Below are 18,618 nucleotides of genomic sequence, written 5' to 3'. Positions count from 1 at the left end.
TTGTTAATCATTTCTGCCGAAAATTGATAAACAAAGATATTTGATATAAATAAATGATAGTCAAAAACACTTGACTATCATTTCTGCTCATTTTAGCTATTCTGGTCCATACTGGGCCACCATTCTGGCGGATACCGGGCCATTTTATAAAATAACGTTTTGCGGCTTGGCGTAGTGGCGGATTTTTAGCACAAAAGTTCAAACGAAGAACTGCACTTGAACCTACCACAAAACTGTCATACGAAGCACTACACCCGCCATTACGCCAAACCGCTGTTGTGCGTTCGGTGTTCATATTTCGTATTGAATGTCTGTCGATTGTGCGTTGGAACAGCCACACTCTTTGCCAAGTTTTGGCTTGAGCTTGGGCTGATGCGACTTGGCAATGTGTGTGGCTGTTAGGGTAGGATTTCATTTTTGTCAAAGTTTATTTGTACTTCTCCGTTTTCAAGGGTGCTTATTAAAAAGTCTATACCGTCAATATTTTCCAGCGATTTTTTAATATGTTTCTCGATTGCTGGTATTCCAACACCGAAGTAAATTGATGTTACATTAAAATCTGATAATATTGTATTCAAAGAATTTGAGAAGTTACCAATGGTTTTTATTTCCTTTAATTTTTCAAAGTCAGACAGCACAAATCTGTCTTTGTTTTCAAAGAATAAAGCAACAGAATTTCTAGTTGCCAAAATATCAGGAATTATGCTGCCTTTGTTCTTTGTAGTCCTACTTTCATCTGAATTTGGGTGTAGTAAAACCCCTGTGCCGCTTTGTGGAAAGTCATAGCAAACAATTTTCCAGCCATTACATTCCAGCCAATTCAATATGTTAATTGTAACTCTTTCTTCTCTCATAGTTAGGCGTCTCTCCATAAAGCACCGTCTGGAAACAAAATTGCATCTGCAAAATATGAGAACACACGGATATGTTTAACTTTCGAATAGGTTGAACCATATCGAACTTGCATATAATATCTTGGAATTTCGTGATTAGCTATGTCAGCATAATCTTTTGAAAGAATATTTTTGTTCTCGCTAGCTTGAACTGCTTTTACAAAATCATCTACTTTTCCCTTAGTTCCGGGAAGTTCAATTGTTTGATTCGCATCATCAATATTAATATCAGACCAAGCAAGAACAAGGTTAAATCGTCTTTCTTCAAATGTCTTTCCTTCTCTACAAAGTAAGTAGTCAATTGCGGCTAAGGCACCTGGGTAAGGGTCACCTCTAAAAGCTGCATTTACTTTGTAAATGATAGTTTCATCACGACTTCTTAATAATTCACCAATTGAGTAATTGGCGTTTTCAAATTGAGAAAGGTAGTTTAACAAGTATTGAGTAGGAATTTTAATTGTTGCGGATAAGGGAGACATATTTAAATGACCTCCTTTATTCGTAAATTCCTGATTCATATAAGTCCTTCTTGCAATTACTGTTCTATTGCTAAGGAGTTTTTCTCTACCTTTAACTATTCCGTGTCTTTCAAATACCGCAATTATTTCGTTCATTGCGTTGAACATATTTAACATCTCGGTATCAGTTCCTAATGGGCTGCCTGAATAATTCCTGTTTGGGTCGTGTAAAATTCCTTTACTTAATTGATTTGTAGAGGTAGAAGCATCTGGGTGAGTTCTATAATCACTTGGATAATAATACAGAAGTGCAGGAATATTGTAAATAGACATTACATCATCCAAAGCTTTAAAAACTAATGGGTTTATTTTATCCCATTTTGGTGGTGTATCTTGACGTGTAATAATTGCAGCTTCAGGATAAATGTAGAAAGCTGGAACATTATTTTCGACTGATGCTGCTAGTCTAGCAAATCTTTGAAATGCATTATGACCTGTTCCTGCCTCTGTTGAAACTTCTACAGAGAATATTGGTTCGTGGTCAATTTCTACAATTAAATCGGGGGCGTCTAAGTAGAGAATTTTCTTTATATGATCAGGCATTGTATGAAAGTTTTTTGCATTGTTTGCATCGCTTTCATACATTTTTTTCTTGACGTATGTTTTATTTCTGAGTTCTGTATTGTCAATAACAAAATCGGCAAACGGCTCAGTACTATACCAAATTCTATAATTCATTATAAGTACTTTTTAATTGCAAGTGCTACAGCTTTCGCTAATAAAGGAGGTACAGCATTTCCTGTCTGAACTCTACCTTGAACAATTCCTCCTTTTACAATAAAATCATCTGGAAAACTTTGAATTCTACATCTTTCTCTTATCGTCAAGCCTCTAGAATCTTCTGGATGACCAAATTGGAATTGTGGTCTTATTCCTCCAGAAACTTGTGTTGGACTCAAAATATCCCAAGCTAACCTTATTCTCTGTTTGAACTTTGGATACATTGGCTCTCCAGGTTTCGTGTTTTTAATTTTCTCAATTGTGTCTTTAGGATGATTAGGTGCAGTATGACATTGAACAGTTCCATTTGTATTCATCCTCATTAATTTTTGGTATTCTGAAAAAGGCTCTGACTTATATTTCTTCTTTGTCTCTTTAGGATTTAAAGAAGGTAAATCGCCTATAGCATCTTTGATAGTTACATAAGGCTTGCCTGTTTCTGGTCCGTGGGTTTTCTCAATATTATTAAAATCAAATTCTTCGCCTCTTACTCCAACAAAAATTAATCTGCTTCTTTTTTGAGGAACGCCATAATCAGGAGCATATAGAAGTTTACTTTTGACTTTCATTCTACCTGCTCTTGATAAGTCTTTTTCAATTTCTTCTACAAAATTGCCTGTACTTTTCATACCAGAAACATTCTCTAAGACTACCACTTTAGGCTGAAGGACTTCTATAAATTTAACAAATTCTTTATACATCAAATTTCTATCATCTTCTTGATGTCTCTTTCTGTTATTCAGGGAAAAACCTTGACAAGGTACACCAGCGATTATTACATCTAATTGCCTTCCATTTAGAAGTTCTTTAATTGTATTTGGGTCAACTTTTTTTACATCACCTAAAATTGTAGAGCAATTTGGATGATTTGCTTTAAATGTTTGAATAGATGGGGTGTGTATATCACAACCTAAAACAACTTCAAAACCAGCCATTTCAAATCCCATTGAAGTTCCTCCGCACCCGCAAAACAATTCAACAATAATAGGTTTGTCGTTTGGAATTTCTCCACCTTTAGTGAATACTGGGTCTTTTTTCCAATAGTAGCCATTCTCTTCAACTTTTACAGATTTGTCCCAAACACTTTTTTCTAACACGTCTGGTTCAATTTCTCCGTAAATGTTGATTTGAGGCTCTTCAACAACTAAAATTTCTGTCGGCATTGTATCAATTATTTTATTTTCCATTCTTTAAAGTGTTGTAAGTTATTTGTTCTTCAGCAACTTTTAATGCTGATAATGCGGTTTCTTCGTCTCGAACAATAGAATAAACTTTGTTAGCTAGCCACAATGATTCCAATTCTTCAATTGGTGTTTTAAAAAGTTCATTTAACTTAGTTAAATCTTCTCTTTTTAAGGGTTTCTGGTCATTCTCGACTTTACTTAGAAAGCCTTCTCCAATACCGAGTTGATAAGCTAATTCTCTCTGCTTGAGTCCAGCTTGCTCCCTTAATTCTCTTATTTTTTGCCCAAGTGTCATTGTCTTATTTTGTACTTGTCTAATTTTGGTCAAAAGTAATAAATTATTTTCAATTGGTTGTCGAGCGTTGGAAAAAAATGGCTCTTTTGGTTTTTTGAGCGTTGGCTTGTGTGTCGGCAAAAACCAAATGTGCCATTTGTGCGGTTGGCTTTATACACTGACGCACAACGTTTTGCGTGTATGTGCAGTAGCGGATTAGAAGCACTTTCCTATCCGTTAAGCACAAAGTTTTTTAAAAGCACAAACCTTCGATTTACCACTAAACCCGCTATTGCCACATACACGCTGTTACAAGCTGGTGTTCTTCTTTTCGTCACGGTTCTCTCTGTCATAATTGTCATAGCGTTGGCGTGAAAGCTCTTTGCAACCGCAGGCACGAGGATTGCAATGTGCTTGAACTTTGTTAATATTATCTCTCATCAATCAGTAGAATACCTTGTCTATTTATGTGTCTTGATAGCTTCGATTGAATTTCTGAAAGAAGCTCTTGACGGATTCTAAATAAACCTGAAACATTCTCTTGTGTTAAATCTGTTGTGATAAAATACCTGAAATCTAAAACTAAAAAATATTCAATTCCATCTATTTCAATTACAAATGGTATGATAAATACTGCCTCAGATTTATCCTCAATAAATTCTTTGTACTTTTTTGGGATAAGTACTCCTTTTACCACTCGATCGTATGCACTTTTTTTCTGAGCAAAATCACAAACAGGAGTAACTACTACATAAATTTTTCTCCATACTTTTTCAATTTCTTTTCGAATTTCTTTAAATTGCTTATCAGCTGTTTTCTTTAAAATATCTTGAGAAATATCAGGATTCTCATTTTTAATTGAATGAATAACATTAAAAAATGAAAGGACGTTAAAAAGTAATTTTTTGAAAACAGAATCTTTATCTTGAAGTTCTAAGACATTTCCTGACTCGGCAATTTCTTTCACATAATTGGTTGTGTTTAAACTAAGGTTTAAAGAGTTTATGCTTTTTATAACGGCATCTTCAGTATATTCAAGAGAGTCTTTGTTTTCAATAGTTTGATTTTGAATATTATGTTCAAGAATATCTTTAAATACAGTACTTAACGAGATAAAGCTTCCTTTAATTTTCTCTTCAATTTCCGCAGTTTTATAATGCTTTCCTAGATAAGCTTCCCCTAACTTATTCAGTGTGTAGTTGGCATTATTATCCCATTCTGAATCATTGTAAGAACTAAAAATGCTTTGTAAAGTTGAATCAGCAGATAAATGAACTTGATTCTCCCAATTTATTAAATGGCTGTATGCAGGATGTTGTGAAATTAGGTTGTCAATTTTATCAAAAAGTCCATCTAACTTTTCATTAAAATCATCAGTAAGCGAACCGTCAAAATTGAAATAATCACCTTTTATTGCCGATAAAAATGCTATTGGTTTTCTATTTGCCAAATCATTATTGAATATTTCTTTTTCAATTAAATCTTTATGTTCAGATCCATTGTGTCTAGTCCAATAAATCAATACATAGGGATAATTTTCTTCGGATATTACTCTTTCTAATACAGGGATTAAACGCGCCTTCAAAACTTTATTTGGATGTTCACTATCGTCTATTAAGTTGATGTCTAAAAATAATACTCTAATATCGTTAAGATTGTTACCAATCTCGGGTAAGAAAGCAGGATTCCCGGAAAAGTAAGTTAACGGCATTTGTCTTTTTGACAAGATATTAATTATTGGCTCAGCTTGCTTTATTTGGTCATCTATAATAGCAATTCTACCATTTATTGGAATATTCATAACTTACTTTTTAAATGCAAAAACAATTGTTGCTCCGTTCTTAAATTCTTCTGGAATTTCAAAATCACCTATTTCAGGAAATATCAATCTGCCTTTTTGAGCTTCTAAAATTTCATTGGCTATATGTAAACCTAATCCCATTCCACCAGGCTTAGCAGAAACAAATGGTTCAACAATATTATCAGTCGGGATTATGAACCCAGTGCCATTGTCGGCTATGAGTAAATTGATGAAATTTTCTTCCTCAATAATGTTGATATAAATCTTTTTTTGAAAATCTTCCTTCTTTTCTAAAGCATTAAATTCCTTTTGGTCTAACCAATAAATTGCATTATCAATTATATTCATAATGCTACCAATTAAAAGGTTTCGTGCAATTTTTATTTTTTGTTGGCCTCTATAATTCTTGTAGTCTTTTATTATTTCAACCCTATGTGATTTAAGTCTATACTCGGTATTAAATAAAGATTGGTCAATTATCGCAACTATGTTTTCAGAAGTTTGGCTAGACTTACGAATTATTTCAGCATAACCATCTATTAAAGATGAGAGGTGTTTGACAAGGCTTAAAACTCTTTCAGATGCTTTTTCTGACTCCAATACTTTTTCAACTTCATAAATGATTTTTTCAACCTCGTGAACTACAACGGACATACTAAGTCCAGCACCTGCCGCTTTTAACAGGTTTTCACTAATAGTTTTATAATCAGATTCTATTTTATTGAAATATTTAATTATTTGTTGTTGAACAGGTGTTTCTTTTACTTTGTCTTCTACATATCTTTTTGCTTCTGCCAATGTGGACATAACAGGAGCAGATTTGGGAGTAGGACCATATTTTTCTCTAAGTTTTAATTTGTCCTGATATCTTAGTGTTTCTATAATCTCAATAGTATGTAAAATTGAATTTCGAAATGCTTCATACGCCTCGTTTTCAATAAATCCTTCTCGGTTAGTTTTTTCAATCAAGTCTGAACTATCCTTTCTATTGATTGAAACAGAACCAAGCAATATATTATTACTTAATTTTTTAGCAGGTTGATTAACTCGTCTCAAATCTAAACCTAACCAATCATTTTCTGGTTCTCCATAATCATAAACCCTTAGTTTGTCTCGAAAAACCTTAACGCCACAATTTTTGTCAAGATATTTTTTAAAGCCTGATTTATCAGAAACACCAAGTTTCATCACGAATGAATCTCTATCAAATACATAACCTTCAAAAATGATTTCTCCAATTTTGTGAGCTGATAAATCCAACTTTTGTCCTTCCTTTTCACCTTGGATGTATTTGATTGTCCTGAATGTTTCTACAATTGAATCGCTCTCGGAAATTGTTCGGGGAAATAGTTTTGTCATTGATGACCAAGGAGTAAACTCGTACTCGAATTTTGTTATTTCGCTACCATCAAGTGTTACTTTAAATCTGTATAAAGAATATTCTTTTACATCTTGCCAATTCAATAACCCTTCAAACCAACCGGGTTTGTCTAAAATACCAAAAGATGGTTTAAAAGAATCGTTTTGTTCAAAAGGTGAAGCAAGAGCAGTTATTGAGCGTTTCACTTCTCTTGCGATTCCTCTTTCCCATTTTTTTCTGAGTTTAGAAATTAAAATGTTTGTTCCTGTTTTTCCATCTTTGAATAAAGTTGGTTTCTCTCTTGTGATTATTGTAATCGGAACATCTTCCAGATATTTATAATTTTCAAAATCCGTCCAATCAATTCTGACAAATACCTCTTTGTCATTTTTTGACTTGGTCGTCATTTCAATGATGTTACCCAATTTATGAACTCCAAACCTACCAATTCCCTTTTCACCAATTGGTAATCTTTCATATTTAGGGGAAACCTCTAAATTTTTGATTTTTTGTGTTTTAAAATCACTTCCTGGCTCTAACCAAACATTCTCAACAATTTCAGGACTCATACCATAACCATCATCCTCAATGATGATTACTCCGTTGTCAGGGTCATCTACATTCTCCATATAGATGTTTACGATATTAGCATCAGCATCATATGAATTTTTGACTAACTCAACTAAGGCAATGCTCTCATTTTTAATCAATTGATCTCCCAACTGAATAAGTAGCCTAGCTCTAGGCTTAAACCTAACTGGAATTTCTTTGTCTTGATTTATTTCCGTTACTTCTTCTGACATAGTAATTCATTTATTGATTTTGCAATAGCATAAGCCATTAGTGGCGGAACTGCATTACCTATTTGCTTAAATGCAGCCGAACGTGAACCTTCGAAGTAGAAGTCGTCTGGAAATGACTGTAGTCTAGCCGCTTCTCGAACTGAAATTGAACGACATTGCTTCACGTCAGGATGAATATAGTAATGACCATCTTTCGCTATATGTGCAACGACAGTATGAGAAACACCATTTCCATTTACTACTTTATACCTATCAATAAAGGATGTTTCATTTTTATGTGATTTTAATTCAGTAGGTAAATCAGGATATTTTAAACGTTCGTTGTTTTTATTCCATTTATTGATTGCTGTTTTATATATTTCCAAATCTCTTTCGTTGTGAGGTCGAGAAATGTGCTGTGTTACAAAGTCAACACCTTTTCTTAGTTCAAATTTTTCTAGATACTCATTTTTTTCAACTGTATAGTTAGCAATCTGTCTTGCTTCTCCAGGTTTTAACTTAGGTAAATCTCTGAAAATGTCGTTTACAACAAATGCTTTATTAGTTTTTTCAATTTCTGGAAAACCGAAGTCTATATCCTTCTTCCACCCAACAATTATTATTCTCTTTCTCGCTTGCAAAACACCATAATCTGATGCGTCCAAAGTGTCGTGATAAACCTCATAGCCCAATTTTCTAAAATATGCTTTAAGATTTTTAAAATGCTGCCCTTTATTAGCACTTAATAAACCAGGTACATTCTCAAAAACAAATGCTTTAGGGTCATACTGTTTTAGAAACCTTCCATATTGAATATATAATTTATTCCTAGGGTCATTTTCGATATTCTCTTGATGACGACCAAGTAATGAATAGGCTTGGCAAGGAGGCCCGCCAATAATTAAATCCACTTTTTCGCCTTTTAGAAGTGTATCTATCTTCGAAAAAATGCCTTTTATTGAATCATCTGTAATTTCTATATTCAATACTGAATCTAATACTTCTTTTGGCACTTGTCCATATAATTCTTCCCGTGAAATATTACCTTTTAGATAGTCAATGTAATTTTTTTCATTTCCTTCCTTTGTCAGATAATGATATACTGCTCTTGTTTTAATTGAATCACAAGCATCTTTGCCCATTTCGATATGTGAAATAGGATTAAATCCAGCTTTAATAAAGCCTTCTGACATTCCAGACGCACCCGCAAATAAATCTATGAAGTTAAGTTTTTCCATATTATTTATTCAATTTTAAATGTCCGTAAATTCGCTCTAGAATTTCGTTCGCGTCTGCATCAATTGCTTTGGCAATAAGGTATAATTCTTCTGCTTTTAGATTAGTATTTTCCTTAGTGCTTAGTTGACTAAGTCTAGACTTTCTAATACCAGTCTTTCTAGAAACCTCAGCTTTATTTATTGATTTGTCTGTAAGATACTTACCAAGAAAAGTCATACTTATTTACTTAGTGATGTTTCGCAAATGTAAACATAAGTTTCGAATTAGCAAACAAATGTATTTAATTTAGTTACTTTCGTGTCTATTCTCTACTGCGTGTGGAAAGGGCAAGCTCTTTTGGTTTTTGGCGTTGGCTTTTGTGTTGGGAAAAACCAAGTGTGCTTGACCGTGCGTTGGGTTTCACACTTGCTTGTAACGGTTGAGGCTATAAATAGTGGCGGTTTGCGTGGTTGTCCGCTATCAACCAACACCAATGCTGGTGCGGGTTACGAGCTTTCAATTATGTACTTCACCCGCCATTATTTATAGCCTTTGTTATAATCATTCCTTATTCACCGAATATGTCCTTTAGTTTTTCTCCTAATTGGTCTCCCTGTATATTTATTGCTATAATTTTTCCAGTTGGATCTATTAGAAAATTTGACGGGATAAATTTAACATTGTATTTGGCTGCTACCTCCGTATCCCCAAGCACAGATGCCCAAATTATGGAATCTTTCTTTGTTGCATTAGCCCAATCTTTTTTATTTTTTTCGTTGGAAATACTAATTATTTCAAATCCCTTACTATTATAAAGTTTATAGTTTGCCAATAAGTTTTTATTTTCCATTCTACAAGGACCACAACCTGATGCCCAGAATTCTAGTAAAACAAACTTACCTTTAAAGTCTTTCAACCCAACATTGTTGCCATTTAAGTCTGGTAGTTCAAAATCGTCGGCAATGTCACCTATTTTTACATCTTTACTAATTTTTAAAAAATTAGAAACAGCTATTGCATTAGCAGACTCTTTGATTTTTGGAGACAAATTTTCGTAAAGTGATTTTATTTCGTCCTTTAGAAGTAAAGGTGTAAAATCGGCTAGTAGGGATGCACTTAAAAAAGCGTTGGGATTTTCCATTATATATTTAGCTCCCAAGACAACTCTTTCATCTATTATAGTATCTAATAGTAAATTCAGAGAGTTTATTTTTTCTGCATCTTTTACATCACCGGAATTAATGATTGCATTTATACTATCGAAATGCAGACTTAATGGTTTTATGATTTTGTTATAGCTATTTTGTTGACTCTGTACTATTCCACCCTCAACATTTGCATATTTCATCTCGCCTTTAATTCCATTAATTGAAATGTCAACATTTTCTTTCCAGAAAAATAAGAACTCATCTCGAGGCTGGTTTTCCATTCTGAAAAAAATTCCATAACCAGTAGGTTCAGATTTAGGAGCATTAAAATTGAAACTGTTGTTTATAATATAGGCAGTGTCAATGTGCTTATGAGTATCTACATTGGTCAGAATTAACATTGAACTATCTGAATAATTTAAGGCCGTTCCGGAAATATTAATTTCCCCTTTTATAATGCCATCACCTGAACATAGAGAATGGATTAAAATGAATGCACAAATCAGTATGTTTCTCATAGTATATAGATTGTTAAATTGTTTCATTTCTTTTGCTTTTCACTCTGTCAATTTTTACCCGTTAGCATGAGTATTCAGACTTTCAAAACCAGTTTGGTGGATTGATTATAACGTTTTGCCGCTTTGCGGTCGGGCGGGAATAGAAGCACTAAACTTTCACCTTGCACAAAAGCTGAATAGAAGCACAAACCTTCACGTTTGCACGTCAGCCCGCCTGACGCAAAACGGCTGTTAGCGGTAGTAGTTCTTCGTCCTTTGTTGAGGTGAAGTGTCATTACTCTATTGTTTAAGGTCTTTAACGTCAATAAATATGTCTGTCATATACTCACTTAATCTGTGTCGAGTAAGTCCTAAGTATGTATGTAAAACTTTTAAAGCTGCTTCCCATTCTTGTTTTGTTTTTGGTCCAGAAACTGTGTCATCTCCTATGAAATAAACATTTACGAGAAATGTCGGTTTGTTACATTTAACTCTCAGAAAAAATAAATGTGCAAGTCGGTTAGTGTATTGATAATATTTACCTGACCAGTCAATGTCGTTGGTTAAATTTAAAAAGGTCTTTGTCTCCTTTAAAGATTTGTCAATAATTGTTCTTGAGTTTTTACTAGCACTTGTCCCAGGGCTGACAATTTCTGGAATATTTGCTTTTGCCTCAACAAGAATTACGTGTCCGCCTGTCGTTTTAGCTAATGCATCCCATTGCGGACCTTTTGCAGGCCAAAAGTCGTCCAGTTTAATCTCTGTCGGGTCAAGCCCAACTTTTACTAAAAAGTCATTGTCCCGATACTCGGCAAAGTCGTCCTGTTCTATTGGAGAAGTCCAAATGATTTGTTGGTTTGCCAATTCATTAAAAGACGATTTTATCAAATTATCAATGAGGTCTTGGTTTTTGTTAACCAAAACTTGAATGTCTTTTAAACTTCCTCGTCCGTCAGATTTTTGAATAATTCTTGTCATTTTTCTTGTTGTTCGTTTGTCGTGATACTATTACCGCTAACGGTCGAGTGTAAGTGCCGTAAGGGATTGCGGGTGATTTCCTATTAAATTACACGAAAAGTTAGAGCGGACTACTGACCTTCGCATAACTCTGAAACCCTTATGGCATTTACACTTTGTTGTGCACTGTACATTATTGATTTCTAACATAATTAATCATGTTGTCATTTTTTGAAATTTGTATCAAATCCCAAGTTTGTACATATCCATTTGTCAAAACTTTGCAATACTGCAAATTCCAATAATTGTTTTCTTCGTATATAGCGTACATTATTGTATCAGTTTCTCTTGTTTTATAGTCTTTTGGACGTATATCGTACATAATATCTTGGTCTACTATTATCAGATGGTTTGACTGTCTAAAATTTTTTAATATTTGGTTTTTGTCGGTATCGGAAATTTTCAATTCAAATTGAAGAACATAATCCATAACTCCCGAAACCTCTTTATTAATAAATTGAAAGTCATCATTCAAAACTATATCATGTTCTTGCAAACACTCAATCGCATCATTTTTTGTAAAAAAAATGTCTTCAACCAAGAAACCTAATGGAATAGCCAATGTTACCAAAACTATTAAAATTGAAATAACTATTCCTGTTTTCTTGTATCCAAGTCTTTTTGAGACTTTTAAAGTCAATAAGATTAGTCCTATTAGAATTAGAAATGCGAAAATTACAATCAATAAAAAAGTCATGTTTCTATCGTTTTAGTTTCTTGAATATTTCAATATAAATTTACCATTCCACATATGCATACAATAATTCTTAATTGTCAGGTTATCTTCTTTCTTTAAAATCATATCTCCGTTATTCTCCTGTAATCGTCTCTTTGTATAGTGCACAACGTTTTGCAGCTATACGCAGGCAGGGATTTTCACTACTGAAATTTCCTACGAAGAACCGAACTTCAAATATATCACTTTCCTGTCCTACGAAGCACGAAACCCCTGCTTGCGTATAGGTGATGTTATGCGGTCGCTCTTCTTTTGTTCTCGTCATTGCTCAATAAGTTCATTTATTTTTAACTCATTCCAAAAGCACTCATAAATATTTATTGTCCTTGTTATTATTGCTTTAAAATGATTTTCAATTTTATCGTCCCAGATTCTGTTGTCAATGTTTGTCCAATATGTCCAGTCATTATCTTTAATAAATGAATATTCTCGTTCTTCTGCATTAGATATGTCTTTTGGTGATTGTTGATTACTTCTGCTTCTATTATGTTCTAATGAAATTGCTCTAAAATTACCGTTTGTATTGTTCCAATCTTTTATACTTTGACTACAATACACCTTTCTATACACCCATTCACTTGGGTAGATATGATCCCAATCCCAAGGGACATTGGTGTCTTCAATCTCGTCTAGTTGATTGAAGTCTTTAAATGTCGAGTTTATGTAATGACGTTGAGCAAATAGAATCATTTGCTTGTTATATTGAATTTTTCCAATGAACTTCCAAAAGAACTCATTTGACTTATTAAGGTCAAATTCTTCTTTTTTAACTGATTTGTAAAAAGAGATGATTTCTTCACCAACGCCATTTGGGTATAAACCCCATTTATGCTCATTGTTGGTTCTGAACATATTTACAACTTCCTCCTGTTCGTAATATTTTCTCAACAAACTAGGCGGAAGTAAAAAATGAATACCATCAGCCCCTTCCCACCATATCAATTTGTTAAGTGGTTCACGCCAAAAATCTTTGTTTGTAATATTCTCTGACCATAACCTAGTCAAATTGTCAAAGCCAAACCAAGAAAAGCAAATTAGTTTTGAAACAATTTTCAATTTTAGATTATCATCTAATTGCTGAACTTTACCAATATGGAGCCAATACAGGAAAAAAAGATACAATTCTTGATTCCTTTTAATAAACTGCTTGATTATGATTGGCGGTATTTCACCTTCGAATAATTGGTTGTCTTTGCAAGAAAGTATTGAAATAGATTGTTCAAATAATTTTTCGATTTCTCTTGATTGGATTAAATCCTTAAGTCGATTTTTGAAGTCATCGTTTTTGATTTTTCTTTGAAAATCTCTAACATTCAGTTTTTTAGTGTAGATATTATTGTCTAATTCGGAGGAAACTATCCTTGAAACTAGAGAAAGAACTTGCGTTGGAGAAATAAAGTTTAGCCCAATATTTTCAATTAGGTTTTTTGCATCGGGAAACGATGCTTTATAAATTGAATAAATTAAGTCATCGCCAGTAAGAGTTGTACCGGCTGAATTAATTCTAACAAAAAGTGTAGGATTATCTGATTCATTTTCCTCATTTAAAACACGGTCTTCAATTATGTTTGACTTTATAACGGTATTTTTTACACGTTCAATGTCATTGAATACATTTTTTATTTCAATTGTTAAGTCTGTTTTTAATGAGATTATAAACTCAGACCTGTCTTTAAAACCACCTCTCTTGGTAGAGAGATATTCAGGAAGAAATGATTCACATTTTGATATTACTTCTTCAACATTTTCCGATTCAATGAAAAAACAAACGGGTATTGGATAATTACAATCAAATGGAAATACTGTTGAGTTTTTAAATGACGTATATCCACCATTGTTGTTTGGGTGTTCTTGAAAAAATTCTAAAGCTTTTCGTCTGTCGGATACATTGAGTTTGGATTCGTTATTTGTTGCCTGATAGCCCCAAGGATGAGAACGTGTTGTCAACCGAAATAGATATTTACTCGAATTTGGTTTTGTATCGGGTTTAATGTCAATCCACAATACTGGAAGTTCTCCTTTAATTGCCCACGCTTTTGTCGCATCAATTGGGTTGTACGGATTGAAATGACCTAAAAAGATGGATGTAGACCGTTGTTGTCCATCCATTAGGTATAATTTTTCAGCACTTTTGGAAAAAAGAAATGAACCGATGGGATATCCTCTTAAAATGGAGTCCCACAAATCTTCAACCTGCTTCGATTTCCAAACAAAACCTCTTTGAATAGAAGGTAATTCAACTTGAGACTTGTCATTATGTAGTTGCCAGTCCGCTATCTCTTGAAGAGTAAAAAAGTCTTTCATTTATTTTGTATTATCAATTCGGTTCTGTCATCATAGAGTGCCGCATAACGGTTACGCATATGGCCAGTGGCGGTTTGCGGGCTGCATACCTGTCCGCCAGCACAGAAGCTGATGCGGGCTACAAAGCTTCAAATACCCACTTCCCCCGCCATTGGCTATATGCGATGTTAGCGGTAGTTTTTTATTCAATTCTTTTTAATATTTCTTTGAGTTTTAGTCCAACATTTAGTTTGTCAAACAGCTTTTCAGATATTTTCAATGAATTTTGAAAGGCTGTATTTATGTTTTTAGGGTTTAAATCAGATGTTGTAAGTATAAATTCTGAATACCAATCTTGGTCAATATCTTTTTCCAAACTTTTCGTCGGGCTTTCCCAATGTTGAGTTTTATTTGTTACTGTTCTGATGAGCCAAAGTAAGTATTTTTGAACAGTCGTCAAGCTTTGGTGGGCGTGGGCAAATTCTTCTCTTTTGATTAAATTGTTCGTTGTCAGCAAAACATTCAGTAATGATTGGCTTAGCCACAAAATATTTTCGTCTGTGGTTCTATCAGGGAATTTTACTTTGATTTGATTTAGCGTTTCCGTTAAAAGTCCGTCTTTGTCAATTAAATTCATTTGGTCAAAATCACTGAACGCAACAATTCCTTCCCACGATTTAATGATTTTTATTTCGTCTGTTTTTAAAAAATGAAATTCGCCTCTAATCATATTCTCAAAAATAGCGACTTCACTTCCGTATTCATTAATGAAATATAAAGCGACAGGATAAACTTGGTTTACCCATTCTTCAGCCGAAAAGTTTTCTTTGGTTTTTAGAAAGATGTAAAATTCGATGTCAGAATATTTGTCACCTTCATTTTTAGTAAATGAACCGTACATAAAAACTGCGGAAACATTTTCGTCTTGTTGAGCTATTGATTTGGTTTTGTTAATCATTTGTAACTGTGTCATTGTTGTAAATTTTAAATTGTTGATAAATACAAATCATCATAACTTTTGAGAGTAATGATTTATTTCTGTTTTTATTTTTAAACAGTTACTTATAGCTTCATCGGATTGTTTTTTAGTATTTATGTCGTTTTCGTAAAATTACCGCTAACGGTTCGGGTATTGCCGCAGTGGGGGATTTTCAGCACCAAAGTTCAATAGATGTACTACCGTTTGTTTAAGCACAAAAGTTTCATAGAAGCACTTTACCCCCCATTGCGGCAATACCTTGTTAGCGGCTGTATTTTTATCAAAGTTCAATTGTCCGTTCTATGTTTATTTGTTCTAAAAATGTTTCATCGTGCGACACAACAATGATTGTCCCTTGGTATTCATTTATTGCTGCTGTCAGTATTTCAACATTCTGTATGTCTAAATTATTTGTTGGCTCGTCAAAAATAATAATATCTGGTGACTTACTGTTAATCGTCAAGCAACAAAGTAACAAACGCATTCTTTCGCCACCACTCAAAGCACTACAAGATTTGTCCCAATCATTTTTTGTAAACAAAAAGCGGTTGAGCCGGATTTTGATTTCGTGTTCTTGTAATGCAGAAACATTGAATTGTTCGGCTTGTTCGTAAACTTTTAGTTTGTTGTCAAGCAAAGAATAGTCTTGGTCAATGTAAACCGCTTTGTTGTCTGCTCGGTAAATTGTTCCTGCTTGCGGTTTAATGTCGCCCAAGATGAGTTTTATCAAAGTAGTTTTTCCCGAACCATTTGTACCTTTCAATGCGATTCGTTCGCCACTTGTAATTTGAAAGTTCAGATTGTCTTTCCAAAGCGGTTGTTTGTGGTAAGCATAATTGATATTTGTTGCCGTAAACAAAACTTTTCCTTTGTGTAATGCTGAATTGTCAAAACCAAACTTCATTTTGTCAATGTCAGGCAACGAAGAACGAAGTTCTTGTAAGTCTTGCGAAATGCCCCCGATTTTTTCTGCGTGAACACTTTTCATTTTTGATGTGCTGTTTTCTGCATTGTTTCGCAAAGTGTTCAACATTATTCGGGCAACGCCCGCTTTTTCTTGTTTGCCTCTTCCACGACTGTCTAATTTTTGCTGTCGTTCCAATGTTTCCCGTTCTTTTTCTTTGGCTTTTCGCAGTTCTTTTTCTTTGCTTTGAATGTCTTGACTTAAAGCGTTGTTTTCAATTTGTTTTTGCTCTTTGTAAAAGTCGTAATTACCGCCATAAACTTTAACTCCGTGTTTACTTAATTCGCAAATTGTGTCCAACAAGTTTAGTAATTTTCTGTCGTGGCTTACAACAATCAATGTGCTTTTTGTGGACTTAATGAAGCTATACAAAAGTTGTCTGCCCGAAACGTCTAAATGATTGCTTGGCTCGTCCAACAAAACCAATTCGGGTTGATGAATGGAAATTCCCGCCAAAAAAACTTTTGTTTTTTGTCCTCCGCTTAACGTTTCCATTTTTTGCGATAAGTCTAAGCCGTCCAATTGCCAAAAGTTCAGTGCCTCTTTGCAACGGTCTTCTATTGTCCAATCGTCATTCAGCAAATTGAAATTTTCCTCGCTTGTGTTTCCGTTCAAGATGTCTTTCAAAGCGTTCAATTTGCCTTCAATTCGCAACGCTTGTGCTATTGTCAAATGATTGAATTGTCCGAAAATTTGCGGAACATAATACGGCTCTGCGTCAATGTTTATTTGTCCGCTTGAAGGTTGAAGTTCGCTTGCAATAATTTTGAGCAAGGTAGATTTCCCTACTCCGTTGTTGCCTATTAAAGCTGTCTTTTCGTGATTGTTTACTGTCAGATTGATGTCGCTAAACAGTAAATCTTTGCTTGGGTGTGTATATGAAATGTTTTGTAAAATCAACATAATTTCTTTCGTTAAAGATGAAACAATACAGCAACCGCTTTGCGGTTGTTGTTCTGATATGTCTGAAAGAAATTATTTTTTACATTCTGTCTTTACTTAATTTTTTGTGTCTGCAAATATATGAACTTTCTGTTTAGCACGGTCGGTTGTAATATAGCCGCTAACTTGTTTATGTATACAATAAAGTTGAATCAAGGAGTTGAAGTAATGGGGCTTGAAACAGGTTTATTGAATAATATAAATTAAGCAATTGGATGCAGTTAATGTTTTACTCATAAGTCAAAGTCATCTGTAGGGTTTTTGATCTTCTGGAGGCCGGTCATACTTACCCATGTGTATATCTCAGTTGTCTTGCTGCTTTTATGTCCTAACAACTCCTGAATGTATCTCAAACTTACTCCCGCCTCTAATAGATGTGTGGCATAACTGTGTCGCAGACAATGTAGTGTAAAGCTATGATTTTTAATAATTTTTCCCAAATATTTGTGAAAGATATTCTCTATGCTTGTTTCGCTGTATTGCTCTCCGGGTGATTGTCCCTCTATCAGATATTTTTTCGGTCTGTACATTTTGTAATATCTGATAATCATATCCATAAGTTTATCACTTAATGGCAGCACCCTATCCTTCTGCCCTTTTCCATTTATGACAGTCAATGTCTTACGCTTGGAATCCAAATCCATGAGTTTTAGATTCAGGATTTCACTTCTGCGCAAACCGCAGGCATAAACAAGAGTGAGTGTCGTTTTGTGTTTGAAGTTGGGAATTGACACAAGCATTTGCTCTACGACTTGCTTTGAGATGACCTTCGGGAGCGGGCGGTATTTTCTGGGTCTCTCTATCTCTTCAATTGAGAGTTGCCTTTTCTCAATCTTCTGATAGTAGAGTTTGATGGCATTTATCACTTGATTTTGGTATGAGGCTGAATATCCGCGCTTAAGGATGTAGTTCCTGTTGAAAAGCACTAAATCTGAATTTGTAATATCCCCGGGATCTTTATCTGCGAAGTAATTAAGAAATACATTGATGGCATTCAAATAGACCTCGATTGTCCGGGTACTGTATCTGCTACTCTTGAGCCACGCCTCGAAAAAGGCTACGTCTTTTCGGTTCTCTCTCTCCATATCTCTATCCTCCAATTTTGTTTGTATAAAATTACAAAAAAATGTGATGATTTTGAGTTATCTGCAGTTTTGTTTGCCGGATTACGTCGCTTTGCTCCGTGATCCTGGAATAGTCGGCAAAACAGCCCAAAGCCAGGAGTACCTCCCTGCGGTCGGTGATCCTGCAACGGTCGGCAATACAGCCCAAGAGTGGAGAGCCCCTGTATGGCAATGCCAT

At 34.3% G+C, this 18,618-nt stretch carries 15 protein-coding genes; all 15 read right to left on the bottom strand.

Features of this window, described 5'->3' with window-relative positions; all coding sequences use genetic code 11:
* Window positions 1–398 precede the first annotated feature (398 nt).
* Window positions 399–854 (bottom strand): hypothetical protein, encoded by a 456-nt coding sequence (locus U5907_08000; protein WRQ32515.1) that lies wholly within the window; start codon window positions 852–854, stop codon window positions 399–401.
* 2 nt (window positions 855–856) lie between these two features.
* Complete coding sequence (locus U5907_07995) at window positions 857–2,089, bottom strand: hypothetical protein (protein ID WRQ32514.1); 1,233 nt, start codon at window positions 2,087–2,089, stop codon at window positions 857–859.
* Window positions 2,089–3,318: a DNA cytosine methyltransferase gene (locus U5907_07990; GenBank protein WRQ32513.1), complete on the bottom strand. Its 1,230-nt coding sequence runs from the start codon at window positions 3,316–3,318 to the stop codon at window positions 2,089–2,091. Before U5907_07990 ends, U5907_07995 begins: the two co-directional genes overlap by 1 nt.
* Window positions 3,308–3,610 (bottom strand): helix-turn-helix transcriptional regulator, encoded by a 303-nt coding sequence (locus U5907_07985; GenBank protein WRQ32512.1) that lies wholly within the window; start codon window positions 3,608–3,610, stop codon window positions 3,308–3,310. The genes U5907_07990 and U5907_07985 overlap by 11 nt, the downstream gene beginning before the upstream one ends.
* A gap of 409 nt (window positions 3,611–4,019) precedes the next feature.
* Window positions 4,020–5,390: a hypothetical protein gene (locus U5907_07980; GenBank protein WRQ32511.1), complete on the bottom strand. Its 1,371-nt coding sequence runs from the start codon at window positions 5,388–5,390 to the stop codon at window positions 4,020–4,022.
* 3 nt (window positions 5,391–5,393) lie between these two features.
* Window positions 5,394–7,553, bottom strand: a complete 2,160-nt coding sequence (locus tag U5907_07975) for an ATP-binding protein (protein WRQ32510.1) — start codon at window positions 7,551–7,553, stop codon at window positions 5,394–5,396.
* Entirely contained in the window at window positions 7,538–8,770 is a 1,233-nt protein-coding gene (dcm, locus tag U5907_07970; protein ID WRQ32509.1) for a DNA (cytosine-5-)-methyltransferase, read from the bottom strand. Before dcm ends, U5907_07975 begins: the two co-directional genes overlap by 16 nt.
* A gap of 1 nt (window position 8,771) precedes the next feature.
* Window positions 8,772–8,987 (bottom strand): helix-turn-helix transcriptional regulator, encoded by a 216-nt coding sequence (locus U5907_07965; GenBank protein WRQ32508.1) that lies wholly within the window; start codon window positions 8,985–8,987, stop codon window positions 8,772–8,774.
* Window positions 8,988–9,318: 331 nt separating this feature from the next.
* Window positions 9,319–10,416 (bottom strand): TlpA disulfide reductase family protein, encoded by a 1,098-nt coding sequence (locus U5907_07960; protein WRQ32507.1) that lies wholly within the window; start codon window positions 10,414–10,416, stop codon window positions 9,319–9,321.
* Window positions 10,417–10,695: 279 nt separating this feature from the next.
* Complete coding sequence (locus tag U5907_07955; GenBank protein ID WRQ32506.1) at window positions 10,696–11,373, bottom strand: hypothetical protein; 678 nt, start codon at window positions 11,371–11,373, stop codon at window positions 10,696–10,698.
* Window positions 11,374–11,545: 172 nt separating this feature from the next.
* Window positions 11,546–12,109, bottom strand: a complete 564-nt coding sequence (locus tag U5907_07950) for a hypothetical protein (GenBank protein WRQ32505.1) — start codon at window positions 12,107–12,109, stop codon at window positions 11,546–11,548.
* Between the two features lie 300 nt (window positions 12,110–12,409).
* Window positions 12,410–14,452, bottom strand: coding sequence for a DUF262 domain-containing protein (locus U5907_07945; protein WRQ32504.1), 2,043 nt, complete (start codon window positions 14,450–14,452; stop codon window positions 12,410–12,412).
* Between the two features lie 181 nt (window positions 14,453–14,633).
* Window positions 14,634–15,404: an aminoglycoside 6-adenylyltransferase gene (locus U5907_07940; GenBank protein ID WRQ32503.1), complete on the bottom strand. Its 771-nt coding sequence runs from the start codon at window positions 15,402–15,404 to the stop codon at window positions 14,634–14,636.
* Between the two features lie 286 nt (window positions 15,405–15,690).
* On the bottom strand, window positions 15,691–17,277 hold the full coding sequence (locus U5907_07935; protein WRQ32502.1) for an ABC-F family ATP-binding cassette domain-containing protein: 1,587 nt from the start codon (window positions 17,275–17,277) through the stop codon (window positions 15,691–15,693).
* 272 nt (window positions 17,278–17,549) lie between these two features.
* Window positions 17,550–18,401, bottom strand: coding sequence for a tyrosine-type recombinase/integrase (locus U5907_07930; GenBank protein WRQ32501.1), 852 nt, complete (start codon window positions 18,399–18,401; stop codon window positions 17,550–17,552).
* Between the last annotated feature and the right edge of the window lie 217 nt (window positions 18,402–18,618).

It is taken from the genome of Bacteroidales bacterium MB20-C3-3 (assembly GCA_035609245.1).
GTDB lineage: Bacteria > Bacteroidota > Bacteroidia > Bacteroidales > UBA932 > Bact-08.
The sequence above is the reverse complement of the archived record's forward strand: the minus strand, read 5'-3'. Positions and strand labels throughout refer to the sequence as shown.